15 protein-coding genes are annotated in these 16,988 nt (G+C 70.1%); 12 read left to right on the top strand and 3 right to left on the bottom strand.

Going from position 1 to position 16,988, the window contains the following annotated elements; genetic code table 11:
- Both mftM and mftR read right to left on the bottom strand, forming a co-directional pair.
- A complete protein-coding gene (gene mftM / locus LDQ05_RS07335) occupies positions 1 to 810 on the bottom strand; it encodes a mycofactocin oligosaccharide methyltransferase MftM (protein ID WP_226436240.1) in 810 nt (269 codons plus the stop codon).
- Complete coding sequence (mftR, locus tag LDQ05_RS07330; protein ID WP_226436239.1) at positions 807 to 1,454, bottom strand: mycofactocin system transcriptional regulator MftR; 648 nt, start codon at positions 1,452 to 1,454, stop codon at positions 807 to 809. The genes mftM and mftR overlap by 4 nt, the downstream gene beginning before the upstream one ends.
- A gap of 119 nt (positions 1,455 to 1,573) precedes the next feature.
- Between mftR and mftA the strand changes: the two genes are divergently transcribed.
- The 7 genes from mftA (at position 1,574) to LDQ05_RS07295 (ending at position 9,256) form a co-directional block, all read left to right on the top strand.
- Positions 1,574 to 1,669, top strand: coding sequence for a mycofactocin precursor MftA (mftA, locus tag LDQ05_RS07325; RefSeq protein WP_226436238.1), 96 nt, complete (start codon positions 1,574 to 1,576; stop codon positions 1,667 to 1,669).
- Between the two features lie 2 nt (positions 1,670 to 1,671).
- The gene (gene mftB, locus LDQ05_RS07320; protein ID WP_226436237.1) at positions 1,672 to 1,986 is read left to right on the top strand and encodes a mycofactocin biosynthesis chaperone MftB; all 315 of its coding nucleotides are present in this window, start codon (positions 1,672 to 1,674) and stop codon (positions 1,984 to 1,986) included.
- A gap of 44 nt (positions 1,987 to 2,030) precedes the next feature.
- On the top strand, positions 2,031 to 3,278 hold the full coding sequence (gene mftC / locus LDQ05_RS07315) for a mycofactocin radical SAM maturase (RefSeq protein ID WP_226436236.1): 1,248 nt from the start codon (positions 2,031 to 2,033) through the stop codon (positions 3,276 to 3,278).
- A gap of 20 nt (positions 3,279 to 3,298) precedes the next feature.
- Complete coding sequence (mftD, locus tag LDQ05_RS07310; RefSeq protein WP_226436235.1) at positions 3,299 to 4,507, top strand: pre-mycofactocin synthase MftD; 1,209 nt, start codon at positions 3,299 to 3,301, stop codon at positions 4,505 to 4,507.
- A 9-nt stretch (positions 4,508 to 4,516) separates the two neighbouring features.
- The gene (locus LDQ05_RS07305) at positions 4,517 to 6,394 is read left to right on the top strand and encodes a mycofactocin system FadH/OYE family oxidoreductase 1 (protein ID WP_226436234.1); all 1,878 of its coding nucleotides are present in this window, start codon (positions 4,517 to 4,519) and stop codon (positions 6,392 to 6,394) included.
- Positions 6,395 to 6,459: 65 nt separating this feature from the next.
- Positions 6,460 to 7,272: a mycofactocin-coupled SDR family oxidoreductase gene (locus LDQ05_RS07300; protein ID WP_226436233.1), complete on the top strand. Its 813-nt coding sequence runs from the start codon at positions 6,460 to 6,462 to the stop codon at positions 7,270 to 7,272.
- Positions 7,273 to 7,276: 4 nt separating this feature from the next.
- A complete protein-coding gene (locus LDQ05_RS07295) occupies positions 7,277 to 9,256 on the top strand; it encodes a mycofactocin system FadH/OYE family oxidoreductase 2 (RefSeq protein ID WP_226436232.1) in 1,980 nt (659 codons plus the stop codon).
- 26 nt (positions 9,257 to 9,282) lie between these two features.
- Here the strand turns inward: LDQ05_RS07295 and LDQ05_RS07290 are convergent, their stop codons facing one another.
- Complete coding sequence (locus LDQ05_RS07290; RefSeq protein WP_226436231.1) at positions 9,283 to 10,251, bottom strand: GNAT family N-acetyltransferase; 969 nt, start codon at positions 10,249 to 10,251, stop codon at positions 9,283 to 9,285.
- A 93-nt stretch (positions 10,252 to 10,344) separates the two neighbouring features.
- Here LDQ05_RS07290 and mftE point away from each other — a divergent pair, with 93 nt between their 5' ends.
- The 5 genes from mftE (at position 10,345) to adh (ending at position 16,945) form a co-directional block, all read left to right on the top strand.
- A complete protein-coding gene (gene mftE, locus LDQ05_RS07285) occupies positions 10,345 to 11,031 on the top strand; it encodes a mycofactocin biosynthesis peptidyl-dipeptidase MftE (RefSeq protein WP_226436230.1) in 687 nt (228 codons plus the stop codon).
- Positions 11,028 to 12,446, top strand: a complete 1,419-nt coding sequence (mftF, locus tag LDQ05_RS07280; protein WP_226436229.1) for a mycofactocin biosynthesis glycosyltransferase MftF — start codon at positions 11,028 to 11,030, stop codon at positions 12,444 to 12,446. Before mftE ends, mftF begins: the two co-directional genes overlap by 4 nt.
- A gap of 1 nt (position 12,447) precedes the next feature.
- A complete protein-coding gene (gene mftG, locus LDQ05_RS07275; RefSeq protein ID WP_226436228.1) occupies positions 12,448 to 13,929 on the top strand; it encodes a mycofactocin dehydrogenase MftG in 1,482 nt (493 codons plus the stop codon).
- Positions 13,930 to 14,025: 96 nt separating this feature from the next.
- The gene (locus tag LDQ05_RS07270; RefSeq protein WP_226436227.1) at positions 14,026 to 15,354 is read left to right on the top strand and encodes a helix-turn-helix domain-containing protein; all 1,329 of its coding nucleotides are present in this window, start codon (positions 14,026 to 14,028) and stop codon (positions 15,352 to 15,354) included.
- Between the two features lie 67 nt (positions 15,355 to 15,421).
- Positions 15,422 to 16,945 carry an aldehyde dehydrogenase gene (adh, locus tag LDQ05_RS07265; protein WP_226436226.1) on the top strand — a complete coding sequence of 508 codons (1,524 nt, stop codon included), beginning with the start codon at positions 15,422 to 15,424 and terminating at the stop codon, positions 16,943 to 16,945.
- The last annotated feature ends 43 nt before the right edge of the window (positions 16,946 to 16,988 follow it).

The raw sequence follows: 16,988 nt of genomic DNA, 5'->3' as shown, positions 1-16,988 counted from the left end.
TCAGGACGCGTCGAGGATCAGCCATCCGCCGTGATGTTCGACGACGTCGAAGTCGCGACCGGTACGTTCGCCGAGCGCGCGCAGCGCCTCGGGATCGAACGTGCGCACGTGCCCGTGGCAGGCGGTCGCCTCGTCCTCGAACGGCACCGCGATCACGACGCGTTCCCGAGCGACGCGCAGTGCCTCGTCGACGACGGCGTCGCCGATCGTGTCGTCGACGTGTTCGAGCAGGTGGATCGCGGTGACGGTGTCGGCACTGCCGTCGGGGACCGGCACGTGCGTGGCGTCGCACACGATGGTCTCGAGCGCGACACCCAGCTCGGGCGCGACCGCGTCGAGCAGGCGCATGGTGCCGGGGAGGATGTCGGTGGCGGTCACCGGGACACCGGCCCCGGCCAGGCGCAGCGGCAGGAAGCCGAAGCAGGAGCCGAGGTCGAGTACGCTGCCGCGCACGAGTTCGGCCGCACGATCATGGATCGGCGCGAAATCTGCTGTTCCATCGAGGAGTTCGCGCAGAGAATTGCGGTAGTAGACGGACCACGAGTCCAGGGCGCCCGGCACGGTGGAGCGGACGAGCCCGACCATCGTCAGTTCGAATTCCTCCTGGCCGAAGTCGGCGTCCTGCACCGACGCGGTGACGCCCGCGACGAGCCGTTCGCTCAGATCGGCGGGGGTCAGCGAGTGCGTCACGCGGAGTCGGCCGTCGCTGCGCCGCAACGTCAATGGTCCGGAGTCGACGTGTTCGACGGTGACGTGGTCGTGCGTCCAACGACCGGGTGGGCAGGGGGCGAGCGAATCGAGCACGGTCATGACGGGTCGGCCTGTCCGGGAGTGGAATCGGGGGAGTGGGGGTCACAGTAGTCCAGCCCCCGGGTGACCGCCTGCATTCCGGTGGTGAGAAGTTCTTCGAGGTCGGCGTCGGGGTCGGCGAGCCACTGCTCGTACGCGGCGAGGGCGACCCCGAGCATGAGGTAGCCGACGGTGCGGGGGATGTGGCCGTCGGGTTCCGCGCCGATCCGTTTTGCCACGAACGCGGCGATGACCCCCCGCCAGCCCTGGTACATCACCGACGAATACCCCTGCAACGCGGGAGTGCCGAGGATCAGCTCCATCCGCGCGCGGTGCCGTGCGGTCTCGGTGGCGGGAAAGGTGTTGAAATCCAGCAGCGCGGTCGTGAGGGCCCGGCTCAGGGGCAGGTCGTCGTCGACGGCGTCCAGGTGGGCGCGCATGTGGGCGAGATGCCCGTCGAAGTCGCCCCAGGCCAGGGCGTTCTTCGAGGGGAAATACCGGAAGAAGGTGCGTCGCGCGATGCCCGCGGCAGCCGCGATGTCGTCGATGCTCGTCTCATCGAATCCGACGTCGGTGAACAACTCGATCCCGATCGCGGCCAGGTTCTCCTTCGTGGTGGACGGGCGGCGGCCTACCCGAGCGGACGGTTTCCGGCGACTGCGCATGCGATTCGTTCCCTCCTGCGTGACATTGTGCACCGGATGCCATTACATTGGTAATCCGAGTCACAGTGCAACCCCGCTGTGGCAGTGAAAACGCACAGGGGTCCAACCGAGGAGGAAGCATGTCCGATCGTGACAACGCGGTGATCGAGTCCGAGCTGGTCGAGGAATCCCTCGTCGAAGAGGTGTCGATCGACGGCATGTGCGGCGTGTACTGATCATGACCGCCCCCGGAGCCATCGACGTGTCCCCCGAGAAGAAGAGCACCGATACGTTCGACCCGGGTGCCACCTGGCGGCTCCACCCGCAGGTAGCGCTTCGCCCCGAGCCGTTCGGGGCGTTGCTCTACCACTTCGGCACCCGCAAACTGTCGTTCCTGAAGAACACCGTGATCGTCGGCGTCGTCCGCTCTCTGGGCGACCACGAATCGGTGCGAGCCGCGTTGCGCGCACACGGCGTGGACGAGACCGCCGAACGGCCCTATCTGCGCGCCCTGCGCACACTGGCCGACTCGCACATGATCGTCCCCGCCTGAGAGTTGCGCCGCCCGAACAGCCCACACCCAGCAAGGACCCCGCTATGACGTCTCTGCTCGAACCGCCCGCCGCTCCCGCCGCCCCGCCCCGGGTCGGCCGTCTCGTCGACCAGTTCGAGAAGGGTCTCGACGCGCCGATCTGCCTGACCTGGGAGCTGACCTACGCGTGCAACCTGTCGTGCGTGCACTGCCTGTCGTCGTCGGGTAAACGCGACCCGCGTGAGCTGACCACCGAACAGTGCAAGTCGATCATCGACGAGTTGCAGCGAATGCAGGTGTTCTACGTCAACATCGGCGGCGGTGAACCCACCGTACGCTCCGACTTCTGGGAACTCGTCGACTACGCCACCGAACACCAGGTGGGCGTGAAGTTCTCCACCAACGGTGTGCGGATCGACGAGAAGGTCGCCGCGCGACTGGCCGCGTCCGACTACGTCGACGTCCAGATCTCGCTGGACGGCGCGACCGCCGAGGTCAACGACGCCGTGCGCGGCCCCGGTTCGTTCGCGATGGCCGTGCGTGCGCTCGAGAACCTGTCCGAGGCGGGCTTCCGCGACGCGAAGATCTCCGTCGTCGTCACCCGGCAGAACGTCGACCAGCTCGACGAGTTCAAGGCACTCGCCGACAGGTACGGCGCCACCCTACGCATCACGCGGCTGCGCCCGTCGGGTCGCGCCGTGGACGTGTGGGACGACCTGCACCCCACCCACGAACAGCAGCGTCAGCTCTACGAATGGCTGGTCGCGCACGGTGAGGGCGTGCTCACCGGCGACTCGTTCTTCCATCTGTCCGCCTTCGGAGGATCGGACGGTGCCGGTGCGCTACCGGGCCTGAACCTGTGCGGTGCCGGCCGCGTGGTGTGCCTGATCGACCCGGTCGGTGACGTGTACGCCTGCCCGTTCGCGATCCACGACAACTTCCTCGCCGGCAGCATCGTCACCGATGGTGGGTTCGCGTCGGTGTGGAAGAACTCCGAGTTGTTCCGCGAACTGCGCGAACCCCAGTCCGCGGGAGCGTGCAGTTCCTGCAGTTTCTTCGACTCCTGCCGCGGAGGCTGCATGGCCGCGAAGTTCTTCACCGGACTGCCGATGGACGGACCGGACCCCGAATGCGTGCAGGGACACGGACAATCCGCGCTCGAGGCCGACCGCACCGTCCCTCAGTCCAGCGTCGATCATTCCCGCACCGGCAAGCGCGCCGAGCGTCGCACCCCCGCAGCGCCCGTGCCGCTGACGCTGCTGACCAAACCCCCCGCCAAGTTCTGCGACGAGAATCCGCTCGCAGGCTTCTAGATCCGAGGAGAGATCACACGATGGCCAAGCCCTCCTGGCTGCAGAACCCCTGGGCTCGAAGCCCCTGGTTCGAGACCGTCGCGGTCGCGCAGGAGCGCGCCCGCAAGCGGCTGCCCAAGTCCGTGTACGGCGCGCTGGTCGCAGGTTCGGAGGCGGGCCTGACCGTCGACGACAACACGGCCGCGTTCCGTGAGCTCGGGTTCGCGCCGCACGTGGCCGGCCTGTCGGACAAACGCGAGATGGGCACGACCGTCCTGGGCCAGGACGTGTCGATGCCCGTGATGATCTCGCCGACCGGGGTGCAGGCGGTGCACCCCGACGGCGAGGTCGCGGTCGCGCGGGCCGCAGCCGCCCGCGGCGTCGCGATGGGGCTCAGCTCGTTCGCGTCCAAGTCGATCGAGGACGTCGCCGCCGCCAACGACAAGACCCTGTTCCAGATGTACTGGGTGGGCAGCCGCGACGTGCTCGTCCAGCGCATGGAACGTGCCCGCGCCGCCGGTGCCAAGGGCCTGATCATGACCCTGGACTGGTCGTTCTCCAACGGTCGCGACTGGGGTAGTCCCGCCATCCCCGAACGCATGAACCTCGAGGCGATGGTCAAGTTCGCGCCGGAGGGCATCACCCGACCCCAGTGGCTGCTCGAGTGGGCCAGGTCGGGCGGTGTCCCGGATCTGACCACCCCCAACCTGACGCTGCCCGGAGGCACGGCACCCACGTTCTTCGGTGCATACGGTGAGTGGATGACCACGCCGCTGCCCACCTGGGAGGATGTCGCGTGGCTGCGCGAGCAGTGGGGCGACGGACCGTTCGTGCTCAAGGGCGTCATGCGTGTCGACGACGCGAAGCGGGCCGTCGACGCCGGTGTCACGGCGATCTCGGTGTCGAACCACGGTGGCAACAACCTCGACGGCACTCCCGCGCCGATCCGGGCGTTGCCCGCGATCGCCGACGCGGTGGGCAACGACGTCGAGGTGCTCCTCGACGGTGGGATCCGGCGTGGCAGCGACGTCGTCAAGGCGCTCGCGCTCGGCGCGAAGGCCGTGATGATCGGCCGTGCCTATCTGTGGGGTCTCGCCGCCAACGGTCAGGCCGGAGTCGAGAACGTGCTCGACATCCTCAGCGGCGGAATCGGTTCGGCGCTCATGGGGCTGGGCAAGACCTCGATCCACGAACTGACGCGCGACGACGTGATCGTGCCCGAGGGCTTCCGCCGCGATCTCGGGGTCTGACACGGGACGATGACGCACACGCTGACGGGGCCGGTCACGCTCGCCGGGCGGACCGCTCCGTCACGGGTCATCTTCGGCCCACACGAGACGAATCTCGCTGAGGGGCGCGCGTTCTCCGACCGTCACGTCGCGTACTACGCGCGGCGCGCGGCGGGGGGTGCGGGGATCGTCGTCACCGAGATCGCGTCGGTGCACGGCCTCGACCACCCGTACGAGCGGGCACCGCTCGCCGAGCGGTGCGGACCGGGATGGTCCCGGATCGCTCGGCGCTGCCACGTGCACGGTGCGCTCGTCCTCGCGGGTCTGGGACACACCGGGCTGCAGGGGTCGAGTGCGTGGACGCAGGCGCCTCTGTGGGGGCCCTCGCGCGTCCCGGATCCCGTGGGTCGAGAACTCCCGATGGAGATGACCGTCGGCGAGATCGCCGCTGTCACAGCGGGATTCCGTGCGGCCGCGCAGATGGCCGCGGATGCCGGAACGGACGGCGTCGAACTCGACGCCGGGCCGACCTCGCTGCTGCGCCAGTTCTTGTCGGGTCTGACCAACCGGCGCGACGACCGGTACGGCACCGACCGCGTGCTGCTGCTGCGCGAGGTCCTCGCGGCGGTGCGCGACGCACTCGGTCCCGGCCGGATCCTCGCGCTGCGGCTGAGCTGCGACGAGAACGCGCCGTGGGGCGGAATCACGCCGGCGGACGCGGCGGAGGTGGCGCGGGAGGTCGCTCCGACGGTGGATCTGCTCACGGTGGTGCGCGGCGGACCGTTCACCCCCGAGACCTACCGGCCCGATGCGCACACCCCGGCCGGTCACAACGACGAACTCTGCCGGACGATGCGCGGCGCCGTCGGCGGGACCGTGCCCGTCGCGGTGCAGGGCGGTGTCGTCGAACCCGCACACGCGCGTCGACTCCTCGACGGGCGGGTGTGCGACCTCGTGGAGATGACCCGCGCGCAGATCGCCGACCCCGATCTGGTCGGTGCGGTGCGGGCGGGGCGGGAGCCGCGGCCGTGCGTGCGCTGCAATCAGGGATGCCTGGTCCGGGACTTCCGCAACCCGCCGGTCGGGTGCACGGCGAACGCGGAGGCGGGACGCGAGGGCGCGCCGCGGCCGCCGGATCCCGCGCGGGCGCGCGACGTGCTCGTCGTCGGCGCCGGACCGGCCGGCCTCGAGGCGGCGCGTGTGCTCGCCGAGCGGGGACACCGCGTCACCCTCGTCGAGCGCGAGGCCCGCACGGGCGGGTCGGCACGCGCCACCGGATACGGAGCGTTGCTCGACTGGTCGACCGCGCGGTGCCGCGCACTCGGCGTCGACGTGCGCACCCGGGTGACGCTCGGTGCGTCGGACGTCGCGTCGGCTGGTGCGTCGGGCACGGATGTGGTCGTCGCGGTCGGCAGTGTGCCCCGGCCGCCTTCGTTCGGCGTGGAGGCGGGAGGTGTGCGGATGGATCCGCGCGACCTGTCGGACGGAGTTCCCGGTGCGTGTGTCGTGGTGTGGGATCCGTCGGGCGGGCCGATCGCGGTGGGTGTGGCCGAACGTCTCGCGGCGGACGGTCGTGAGGTGCACTACGCGACACCGGACCCGATCGCGGGATCGCGGCTGGCGCCCACGGGGGATCTCGTCGGGGCGAACACTCGGCTGCAGCGTGCGGGGGTGATTCGCCACCTCGGGGTGCGCCCGGTGACGGTCGCGGCCGACGGGGTGGTGCTCGAGGATCGGGTCTCCGGTGCGCGGACGCGTGTCGCCGGCGCGGTGCTCGTCGACTGCGGGCCGCGTCTCCCCGATCGTTCGCTGTGCGGTCCCGGAACGGTCTCGATCGGAGACTGTGTGGCTCCGCGCACGGTGCGGGATGCGATCCGGATGGGACACGACCTTGCCGTCTCGATGTAGCGTGATGGCAATATGCAACGTGTTCCAGTCCGGCATGTTCCGAACGTGAGAGAAGGGCCGCACACATGGGCGAATTCGACGGCAAGGTCGTCTTCATCACCGGTATCGCTCGAGGGCAGGGGCGCAACCACGCGCTGCGGTTCGCGCGGGAAGGCGCCTCGATCATCGGCGTCGACATCGCCCGCCCCGTCTCCGACTACACCACCTACACGCAGGCCACCGGGGAGGACTTCGACGAAACCGTCCGGCTGGTCGAAGAAGCCGGCGGAAAGATCATCGCTCGCGTCGCCGACGTCCGCGACAGTGCCGCGCTGAAGGCCGTCGTCGACGAGGGCGTGCACCAGTTCGGTCGGCTCGACGTCGTGGTCGCCAACGCCGGAATCTGCACCTGGAACCGCTTCTGGGAGATGCCCGACGATCAGTTCGAGGAGCTGATCGACATCAATCTCACCGGCGTGTTCAAGACCCTCAAGGCAGCTGCCCCCGCCATGATCGACGCCGGAAACGGTGGGTCGATCATCGTCGTCAGCTCGGTCGCCGGGCTGAAGGCGATGCCCGGACAGGCGAACTACGCGGCCGCGAAGTTCGGCCTCGTCGGACTCACCCAGGCGGCTGCGAAGGAGTTGGGCGAGTTCAACATCCGAGTCAACTCCATCCATCCGTACGGGGTGGACACCCCGATGGGAACCGACGTCAGCGTCCTGCAACTGTTCGAGAAGCACCCGTCGTGGGGACCGAGCTTCGTGCCGATCCTCACCGAGAAGCCCATCGCCGACCCCGACGACATCTCCAACGCTGTGCTGTTCCTCGCCGGTGACGGTGCGAAGACCATCACCGGCAGCCAGATGGCCCTCGACCAGGGGAACTCGAAGGTCTGATCGGGTGGCGCAGACGACGACCGGTGTCGAGCCGCGGGACGGTCTGCGGCTCGGCCCGGTCACGCTGCGCAACCGGATGGTGTTTCCCGCTCACCTGACGAACTTCTCCGCCGACGGCACGGTCACCGACCGGCACGTCGCGTACTACGAGGCACGCGCCCGCGGCGGTGCGGCGCTGATCGTCACCGAGGAACACACCGTCCACCCGTCGGACCGCCCGTACGAGAAACTCATCCGGGGCTGGGACGATGCGGTGCTTCCCGGATACCGGAGACTCACCGCGGCGGTGCATCGGCACGGCACGCGCATTCTGGCGCAACTCAACCACAACGGTGCGCAGGGCAGTTCGATGTACACGCGGGGAGTGCTGTGGGCGCCGTCGCCCGACCCCGACCCGCTGTTCCGGGAGGTGCCGCACGCGATCGACACCGCCGAGATCGCCGAACTCGTCGACGCGTACGCGGAGGTCGCGTACCGGTGCGTCGACGGCGGGTTCGACGGCGTCGAGATCCAGTGCTCGCAGGCATCGATCCTCCGGGCGTTCCTCGCGCCGGGAACCGACACCCGCACCGACGGCTACGGCGGCGACCTCACCGGGCGGGCGCGGGCACTGCTCGAGGTCGTCGCCGCCGTCCGCGCGGCACTCGGCCCCGACCGGGTCGTGGGGGTTCGGCTGAGCGGGCACGACGGCACCGACGGCGGCATCGACATCGACGATGCGGTGGGCGTCGCGCGTCTGCTCGAGGACTCCGGGCACGTCGACTACCTCAACACCTCCGTCGGGGTCGCCACCGAGACCCTGCACCTCGTCGAGGCACCGATGTCCACACCGCACGGCTACTCCCTGTTCGTGCCCGCGGCGATCCGCGCCGCGGTGTCGCTGCCCGTCGTCGGGGTCGGTCGGTTCACCCGTCCCCACCAGGTGCGCGCCGCCCTCGCCGAGGGGGTGTGCGATCTCGTCGGTGCCGTCCGCGCACAGATCGCCGACCCGGACTTCGCATCGAAGACCGTGACCGCCCGCGACGATCGGGTGCGCCCGTGCATCGGCTGCAACCAGGAGTGCATCGGGCGGGTCGGGCTGGGCAGGTGGATCGGCTGCGCGGTCAACGCGACGGCCGGTCGCGAGGGCCCCGTGCCGGACCCGGTGTCACCGCGGCGGGTCGTGGTGGTCGGTGGAGGGCCGGGCGGGCTGCAGGCTGCGGCGACCGCTGCCGAACGCGGCCACGCCGTCACCCTTCTCGAACGCGATACCGTCACCGGGGGACAGATCCGCACCGCGGCACGTGCCCCGCACCGCCGCGAACTGCTCGGTGCGGTGACGAGTCTCGACGCGCACTGTCGACGGCTGGGGGTCGACGTGCGGGTCGGTGCCGCCGCCGACGTCGACGCGGTGCGGTCGCTGCGACCCGACACGGTGATCGTCGCGACGGGTGCGCGTCCACGCCGCCCCGACTGGGCGGGACGCTCCGACCACGTCGTGGACGTGCGGGACGTCCTCGACGAGCGGGTCGGCGTGCACGGCCGCGTTCTCGTGGTCGACGAACTCGGTTTCCACCAGGCCACGTCCGTCGCGGAATTCCTCGCCGACCGCGGGTGCGTCGTCACCGTCTGCACCCCCGGCATGATCGTCGGGCAGGACCTCGGCCTGACACTCGACATGGACGGTTGGCTCCGTCGCGCGCACGCGAAACGGATCGACCTGGTCACCGACGTCGCCGTCACCGCGGTGCGCGACGACGCCGACGGTGCTGTCGCGGTGTCTCTCGCGCACCATCCCACCGGCAGGGTCGACGAGACGATCGTCGACGCGGTGGTCGTCGCGACGCACCAGGAACCCGTCGACGACCTGTGGAAAGCACTGTCGCAGGTGGATGTTCCGGTGGTCCGGGTCGGCGATGCGGTGACCCCGCGCCGCCTGCACGCGGCGATCGTCGAGGGCCACGATGCGGCCCGGGCGATCGGCACCCGTGCGCACTTATGGTAGTGGGGGCTACCAGAAGTGCGCACGGGTCAGAGGGGGCGCCGCATCGCCACCCGCGGCCACGACGCGAACCCGCGAGCGCTCTCCTCCGCGAGCAGACGACGCAGCCCCGGAGTGAGCCGCGCGTCGTCGACGACGGTGAACCCGAGGCGCGTGTAGTAGGGCGCGTTCCACGCGACGTCCCGGAAGGTGGTGAGCGTCAGATGCGGGTATCCGTGGTCGCGGGCCCAACCGGCGGCGTGCTCGATCAACGCGCGTCCGAGTCCGTGCCGCGCATGATCGGCGTGCACCGACACCTGCTCGATGTGGGCGGCACCGTCCACGACGTCCAGTATCAGATACGCGACCGCACGGTCGTCGCCGTCGTGCCACACCCAGCACCGCCCCAGGTGCGCGCGCAGTTCGTCCGGAGTCGGCGGCTCGTCCTCGGCGACCGCGTCCATGCCGATCTCGGCGAAGACGAGCCCGGCGGATCGCTCGATCTCCTGCAGCACACGCAGGTCGGTGTCGGTCGCCCGCCGGATCGGCGGCAACTCCTTGCTGTAGTACAGCGACGAGGGTTCGTCCGCGTACCGACCGTAGCGCTCGGGCATCGGCGTGTATCCGGCCGTCTCGTACATCGCGATCGCCTCGGGTTGCGCGGTTCCCGTCTCGAGCACCATCCGGCTGCGCCCCGACTCCGCGGCGGACCGCTCGAGCGCCTCCAGGATGCGACGGGCGATGCCCCGGCGTCGAGCATCGGCGCGCACGTACATGCGTTTGATCTCGGCGTCGCCGTCGCGCAGTCCGTGGGCGCGGGTCGGGGAGCGCCACCCGCCGATCCCCACCGGCCGGCCGTGCACGTGAGCGAGCAGGAACGCGCCGGTCGGCGCGGCGAATTCGCCGGGAACGAGCACGGTCTCGTCGGGGCCACCGTAACGACGCACGTACTCGGCCTGCACCTCGTCGACGAGCGATCGGACGTCGGGATCGTCGAACGGGCGGGGTTCGATCTGCACGTCGGAAACATAGCGCCGTGCTCCCTCGGCCACCGTCCCGGGTCCACCGCCCGGGTTGCGTCGGGCACGCCCCCAACCCCTAGCATCGGACCGGTGACCCGGGACCTGACCGCAGCCCACTGGCCGGACGTCGAACGCGACCGGTGGACGGTCGTCGTACCCATCGGTGCCTTCGAACAACACGGCCCCCACCTTCCCCTCGACACGGACACCCGGATCGCCCGGGCCGTCGCCGCGGCGCTGCCCGGCACGGTGCTCGCGCCCGCGTTGCCGTACGGGTCCAGCGGTGAGCACGAGGCGTTCGCGGGCACCGTGTCCATCGGTGCGGAGGCCACGAAGTCGCTGATCGTCGAGTACGGGCGGTCGGCGTGCCGGTGGGCGCGACGGGTGCTGTTCGTCAACGGCCACGGCGGCAACGGCCGTCCGCTGGCGGAAGCGGTGTCGCTGCTGCGCTACGAGGGGCGTGACGCGGCGTGGCTCGCGTGCGCGGTGCCCGGCGGCGACCCACATGCCGGACGTACCGAGACCGGCCTGATGCTGCACCTGGCGCCGGAGACGGTGGACATGTCCCGAGCCGTGGAAGGCGCAACCGAACCGATCGCGACGTTGATGCCGCGACTGCGGGAAGCCGGTATCGTCGCGGTGTCCGAGAGTGGCATTCTGGGCGACCCCCGCGAGGCCACCGCAGCCGAGGGGGCGCGCCTGTTCGCCCGCCTCGTGGAGCAGGCGAGCGAGCAGGTTGCTCGCTGGCAACCGGGAACGGAAGGACGACTTCGGTGAGTCAGGCGAGTGCACCCACCGTGACCAGGACCCGACGGGCCCGGCTCCCCGACGGGTTCAAGGTGCGGATCGATCCGCGTGTCCGTCGCTTCGCTGCCGGACGTGTCCTCATCGGGGGGTCCCCGACCCGCATGCTCAAGCTCGCGCCGGTCGCCGCGACGATGATCGACGACGACTACCTCGAGGTCGTCGACTCGCAGACCGCGGTGGTCGCGCGCAGGCTTCTCGACTCCGGCATCGGGCATCCACGACCCGCAGCGTTGCCGTCGATGTCGGAGGTGACCGTCGTCGTCCCGGTCAAGGACAACGAGGCGGGCCTGCGACGGCTGCTGGGTGTGTTGCAGGGGCATCGCGTGATCGTCGTCGACGACGGGTCCGCGTCCCCGGTCGAGGCGCCGGAGGCGGGGCACGTCACCGTGATCCGCCATGAGGTTCCCCGAGGGCCCGCCGCGGCGCGCAACGCGGGGATGAGGGTGGCGGACACCGAGTTCGTGGCGTTTCTCGATTCGGATGTCGTTCCGCGGCTCGGGTGGCTCGAGGCGTTGCTCGGGCATTTCTCCGACCCCGCGGTCGTGCTGGCCGCGCCGCGCATCATCGCGCTCGAACCCGACACCGGGGCACTGGCACGGTACGAGCACACCCGGTCGTCGCTGGACCTGGGGCGACGCGAGTCGGCGGTGGTCGCGGGCAGCCCCGTCTCGTACGTGCCCAGTGCCGCGATGCTCGTGCGCCGTGCCGCGGTCGTCGACGCGGGTGGGTTCGACGAGGCGCTGCATGTCGCCGAGGACGTCGACCTGTGCCTGCGGTTGCAGTCCGACGGCTGGCGACTGCGATACGAACCGGTCTCGCAGGTCGCACACGACCACCGCATCCGATTCCGGAACTGGTTGACACGCAAAGCTTTCTACGGCACCGGTGCAGCCCCGCTGGCGGCGAGGCACGCCGGGTCGGTGCCGCCGATGGCGATGTCGCTGTGGACGCTCCTCGGGTGCGCGGCGCTCGCGACGTTCACCCGCATCGGGGTGGTCGCCGCGGTGCTCACCCAGATCGTGACCCTGCTGCGGGTGCGCCGCATGTTCACCGAACTCGACCGGCCCAGCCGTATCGCTCTCGCGCTCACCGCGCGTGGATTCGCGGGGGGACTGTGGCAGGTGGCGTCGGCGGTGTGTCGCCACTACTGGCCGGTGACGTTCGTGGGTGCACTGTTCTCGCGGAGGATCCGGCGTGCCGTCGTGGCCTTCGCTGTGGCCGAGGGACTGTGGGACTGGTGGGGGCACCGGGACGTCGACGGACTCGGACCGCTGCGGTACGTGCTGCTGAAGCGGCTCGACGACGCCGCCTACGGCACGGGACTGTGGAAGGGCGCGATCGACGCGCGTGACGTGTCCGCGCTGGTTCCCGACATCAGGCTCTGACGTGCTGCCCCGGCGGGCCGACGTCGTCGTGGTCGGCGGGGGCAGTTGCGGCAGTGTGGTCGCGACACGGCTCGGCGACGATCCCGACCGGTCCGTTCTCCTGATCGAGTCCGGCCGAGGATTTCCGTCGCTCGACGACGTGCCCGACGAGATCCTGGATGTGGCAACGGTTCCGGTGGGGCCGGGCAGCGAGTGGACGTCGACCTACCCGACGCGGCTGTCGCCGGGCGCAGCGACCGTCGTCTCCCGCGGCCGGGTGCTCGGCGGTTCCGGGGCCGTCAACGGTGCCTATTTCGTGCGTGCCCGCGACCGTGATCTCGACTCGTGGCCCCACTCCTGGTCGTACGAGAGGGTGTTGCCTTCGTTCCGGGAGATCGAGACCGACGCGGACTTCCGCGGTCGCGAACACGGTGACGCCGGGCCGATCCCCGTGTCACGGGTGTCGTGGGAGCGGTTGCAGCCGGTGTCCGGATCCTTCCATGCCGCCGCCGCCGCGGTGGGGCACACCGTGGTCGACGACCTGAACGCGCCGGGCCCGGACGGGGTGGGCCGGGTCCCGCTCAACGTCCGCGACGGTGTGCGCACCGGACCGGGACGGGCGCATCTGCAGCCGGCGCTCGGCCGGCCGCAGTTGACGGTCGCTGCGGATCACCGCGTGCTCCGGATCGTCGTCGCCCGGGGCCGAGCGCGCGGCGTCGACGTCGCCGACCGGCGGGGCGCGGTCCACCGCGTCGATGCCGACCACGTCGTTCTGTGTGCGGGCGCCGTCTGCTCGCCGCAACTGCTGATGCTGTCGGGCATCGGACCCGCCGACGAACTGCGTCGGCTCGGCATCGAGGTGCGGCACGACCTGCCGGGGGTGGGGGGAAGCTCCAGCGATCATCCGGAGGTGACGATCCGCTACCGCTACCGAACCGCGCAGCAGCGGCCGCCGGGGTCGGCGCTGCTCGAGACGGTGCTCCACACCGGTCCCGTCGAACTGCGTCCGTACACCGTGCCGTTCGGGTCGGCCGTCCCGGGCAGCGGGGTGCACGATCCGGTGCTGGGGGTGGTGCTCACCCGGCCCCGCAGCCGCGGACGGATCGTGCTCGACCCGCACGATCCGTCTGCTCCGCCGACACTCGACCAGCGGTATCTCGCCGATCCCGCCGACCGCGACGATCTGCGCGCCGGTGTCCGCGCGGCCGTGGAGGTGCTCGCCCGGATGGGGGACGTACTCGACGTCGGCAGCATCGACCCGGACGCCGCGGCACCCGGCGGACCGGACGACCGTTGGCTGACCGCGCACCTGGGCACGTCCGTGCATCTGTCGAGTACGTGCCGCATGGGTGACGACGACGGGGCGGTCGTCGACGACCGGTGCCGCGTCCGCGGGATCGAGGGGTTGAGTGTCGTGGACACCTCGGTGTTCCCGCAGGTACCGAGTCGCGGTCCGCACGCGACCGCGGTCATGCTGGCCCACCGCGTCGCGGGGCGGTGGTGACGGCTCGCCGTTCCGCCGAGTGCACTGATCACGGGACCTGACCGCCCACCCGCGGTGTGATCCGGACTACAGTATCGGCAAGGAGGTCCCCGGTAGATGACCGATCACGTCGGATCCGCGACGACCGACACCGCGACGAGCGGCGTGTGGGCGAACCCCTGGGTGGCGCTGCGCCCGGGCGACGACGCCGCTGCGCATGCGCGGCGGGTGTCCCGCGCGCACGACACCTTCGTCGGTGCGCTGGGGGAGCGACGTATCGACCACGTGCGGTCCGTGGTCCGCGACTCCTGGCTGCGCAGCCTCCACCGCGGGGTGGATCCCGACGTGGTCGATCAGCCGGGTCTGCTCACCGGCGTCGATCTCGAACAGTACCGAGCGGGGCACCCGATGGGGTTGATCAGGCCGGTCGTCCGCAAACTCCTCGTCGACGACGGTGCCGACGCCGGGCTCCTCGTCGCGATCAGCGACGAGCGCGGACGACTGCTCTGGGTCGAGGGCGATCACGGCGCGCGTGACCGCGCACTGACGATGAACTTCGTCGAGGGTGCCGACTGGAGCGAAGACGCGGTCGGCACGAATGCGCCCGGAACTGCTCTGGCGCTGGATCATTCGGTGCAGATATTCGGTGCCGAGCACTTCAATCGCACGGTCCACGAGTGGAGCTGTTCCGCGGGTCCGGTCCACGATCCGATCAGTGCACGGATCCTCGGGGCGATCGACATCACCGGTGGCCCCAGGGTCGCCGCGCCGGAGGTGCTGCAGCTGGTGCGCGCGACGGTGGCGGCGGCCGAAGCGGAGCTGCGACTGCACCTGATCACCTCTCCGCATCTGTTCCCGTCGCCGTCCGCCCGGGTCGAGACGTTCGGTGCCGGGAGACCCACCGTGCACCTGGACGGTCGCCGCACCACACTCTCGCAGCGGCACGCCGAGATCCTGCTGATCCTCGCCGATCACCCGGAGGGGCTGACCTCCGACCAGCTCGCGGTGCTCCTCGACGAGGCGGAACTCGATTCCGTCACGATCCGCGCCGAGATGTCCCGTCTGCGGAAGGTGCTCGGGCCCGAACACCTCGGGTCGCGTCCGTATCGTCTGCTCACCGAGTTCGTCACCGACGTAGCCGAGGTGCGTGCGGCCCTCGACCGGGGCGACACCGCCGGCGCGGTGCGCCGGTACTCGGGCCCGGTCCTGCCCGGTTCCGACGCGCCGGGTGTCCAGGAGATCCGCGACGACCTGCGCACCCGGGTGCAGGCGGCGCTCCTGCGCGACGGCGACGAACAGCTGCTCGCGCGGTGGACGTCGTCGGTTCACGGACGCGACGACATCGCGGCGTGGACCGCCTACCTGAGCACGCTCGATCCGGTATCGCCGCAGTTCACGCAGGTGAAAGCGAAACTGGACCGGTTGGACGGGCAGCTCGCAACGTAGTTGCAACGTCCGCGTCCGTAGTGTCCCGCATCACATACCGGATGCTCGACGCTGTAGGAGATGCACCATGACCGTGTACGCCCGCCCCGGCTCACCCGACGCACTCATGTCCTTCCAGTCGCGGTACGACAACTGGATCGGCGGCCAGTGGGTTCCCCCGGTGAAGGGGCAGTACTTCGAGAACGTCACCCCCGTGACGGGGCAGGTGTTCACCGAGGTCGCCCGCGGCACCGAGGAGGACGTCGAACTCGCTCTCGACGCGGCGCACGCCGCCGCACCGGCCTGGGGTAAGACCTCGCCTGCCGAGCGCGCCCTGATCCTCAACAGGATCGCCGACCGTATCGAGGAGAACCTCGAATCGATCGCGCTCGCCGAATCGTGGGACAACGGCAAGCCGATCCGCGAAACCCTCAACGCCGACATTCCCCTCGCGATCGACCACTTCCGCTACTTCGCGGGAGCCATCCGCGCCCAGGAGGGATCGCTCTCGGAGATCGATTCGGACACCGTCGCCTACCACTTCCACGAGCCGCTGGGCGTCGTCGGCCAGATCATCCCGTGGAACTTCCCGATCCTCATGGCGGTGTGGAAGCTTGCGCCCGCGCTGGCCGCCGGCAACGCGGTCGTCCTCAAGCCGGCCGAGCAGACCCCCGCATCGATCCTCCACCTGATCTCGATCATCGGTGACCTGCTGCCCCCGGGCGTGGTCAACATCGTCAACGGCTTCGGTGTGGAGGCCGGTAAGCCGCTCGCGTCGAGCCCCCGCATCCGCAAGATCGCGTTCACCGGTGAGACCACCACGGGCCGGCTGATCATGCAGTACGCGTCGCAGAATCTGATTCCCGTCACCCTGGAACTGGGCGGCAAGAGCCCCAACATCTTCTTCTCCGACGTCCTCGCCGCCGACGACGACTACCAGGACAAGGCGCTCGAGGGATTCACCATGTTCGCGCTCAACCAGGGCGAGGTGTGCACGTGCCCGTCGCGGTCGTTGATCCAGCAGGACATCTTCGACGACTTCCTGTCGCTCGCCGCGGTCCGTACCAAGGCGGTGCGCCAGGGCGATCCGCTCGACACCGACACGATGATCGGTGCGCAGGCCTCCAACGACCAGCTCGAGAAGATCCTGTCGTACATCGAGATCGGCAAGAGCGAAGGTGCCAAGGTCATCACCGGTGGTGAGCGCGCCGATCTCGGTGGCGACCTGTCGGGCGGCTACTACGTGCAGCCGACGATCTTCCAGGGCGACAACGCGATGCGGATCTTCCAGGAGGAGATCTTCGGCCCCGTCGTGTCCGTCACCTCGTTTCGCGACTTCGACGACGCGATCTCCATCGCCAACGACACCCTGTACGGTCTCGGCGCCGGTGTGTGGTCTCGCGACGGCGGCGTCGCATACCGGGCCGGTCGTGCGATCCAGGCCGGTCGCGTGTGGACGAACACCTACCACCAGTACCCGGCGCACGCCGCGTTCGGTGGGTACAAGCAGTCGGGCATCGGCCGCGAGAACCACCACATGATGCTCGACCACTACCAGCAGACGAAGAACCTCCTGGTGTCCTACGCGCCGAAGGCCCAGGGCTTCTTCTGATCCCGACTCCGGCGCCCGTCGCGTCGTGACCGACGCGGCGGGC

The sequence above is a fragment of the Rhodococcus yananensis genome (assembly GCF_020515525.1).
Taxonomy (GTDB): Bacteria; Actinomycetota; Actinomycetes; order Mycobacteriales; family Mycobacteriaceae; genus Rhodococcus; species Rhodococcus yananensis.
The sequence above is the reverse complement of the archived record's forward strand: the minus strand, read 5'-3'. Positions and strand labels throughout refer to the sequence as shown.

Excerpts from the sequence above, each read along its gene's own strand:
- LDQ05_RS07270 (WP_226436227.1), top strand. The coding sequence starts at position 14,026 with ATGACCGATCACGTCGGATCCGCGACGACCGACACCGCGACGAGCGGC.
- LDQ05_RS07305 (WP_226436234.1), top strand. The coding sequence starts at position 4,517 with ATGACGCACACGCTGACGGGGCCGGTCACGCTCGCCGGGCGGACCGCT.
- mftA (WP_226436238.1), top strand. The coding sequence starts at position 1,574 with ATGTCCGATCGTGACAACGCGGTGATCGAGTCCGAGCTGGTCGAGGAA.
- mftC (WP_226436236.1), top strand. The coding sequence starts at position 2,031 with ATGACGTCTCTGCTCGAACCGCCCGCCGCTCCCGCCGCCCCGCCCCGG.
- mftR (WP_226436239.1), bottom strand. The coding sequence starts at position 1,454 with ATGCGCAGTCGCCGGAAACCGTCCGCTCGGGTAGGCCGCCGCCCGTCC.
- mftM (WP_226436240.1), bottom strand. The coding sequence starts at position 810 with ATGACCGTGCTCGATTCGCTCGCCCCCTGCCCACCCGGTCGTTGGACG.
- mftD (WP_226436235.1), top strand. The coding sequence starts at position 3,299 with ATGGCCAAGCCCTCCTGGCTGCAGAACCCCTGGGCTCGAAGCCCCTGG.
- adh (WP_226436226.1), top strand. The coding sequence starts at position 15,422 with ATGACCGTGTACGCCCGCCCCGGCTCACCCGACGCACTCATGTCCTTC.
- LDQ05_RS07300 (WP_226436233.1), top strand. The coding sequence starts at position 6,460 with ATGGGCGAATTCGACGGCAAGGTCGTCTTCATCACCGGTATCGCTCGA.
- mftB (WP_226436237.1), top strand. The coding sequence starts at position 1,672 with ATGACCGCCCCCGGAGCCATCGACGTGTCCCCCGAGAAGAAGAGCACC.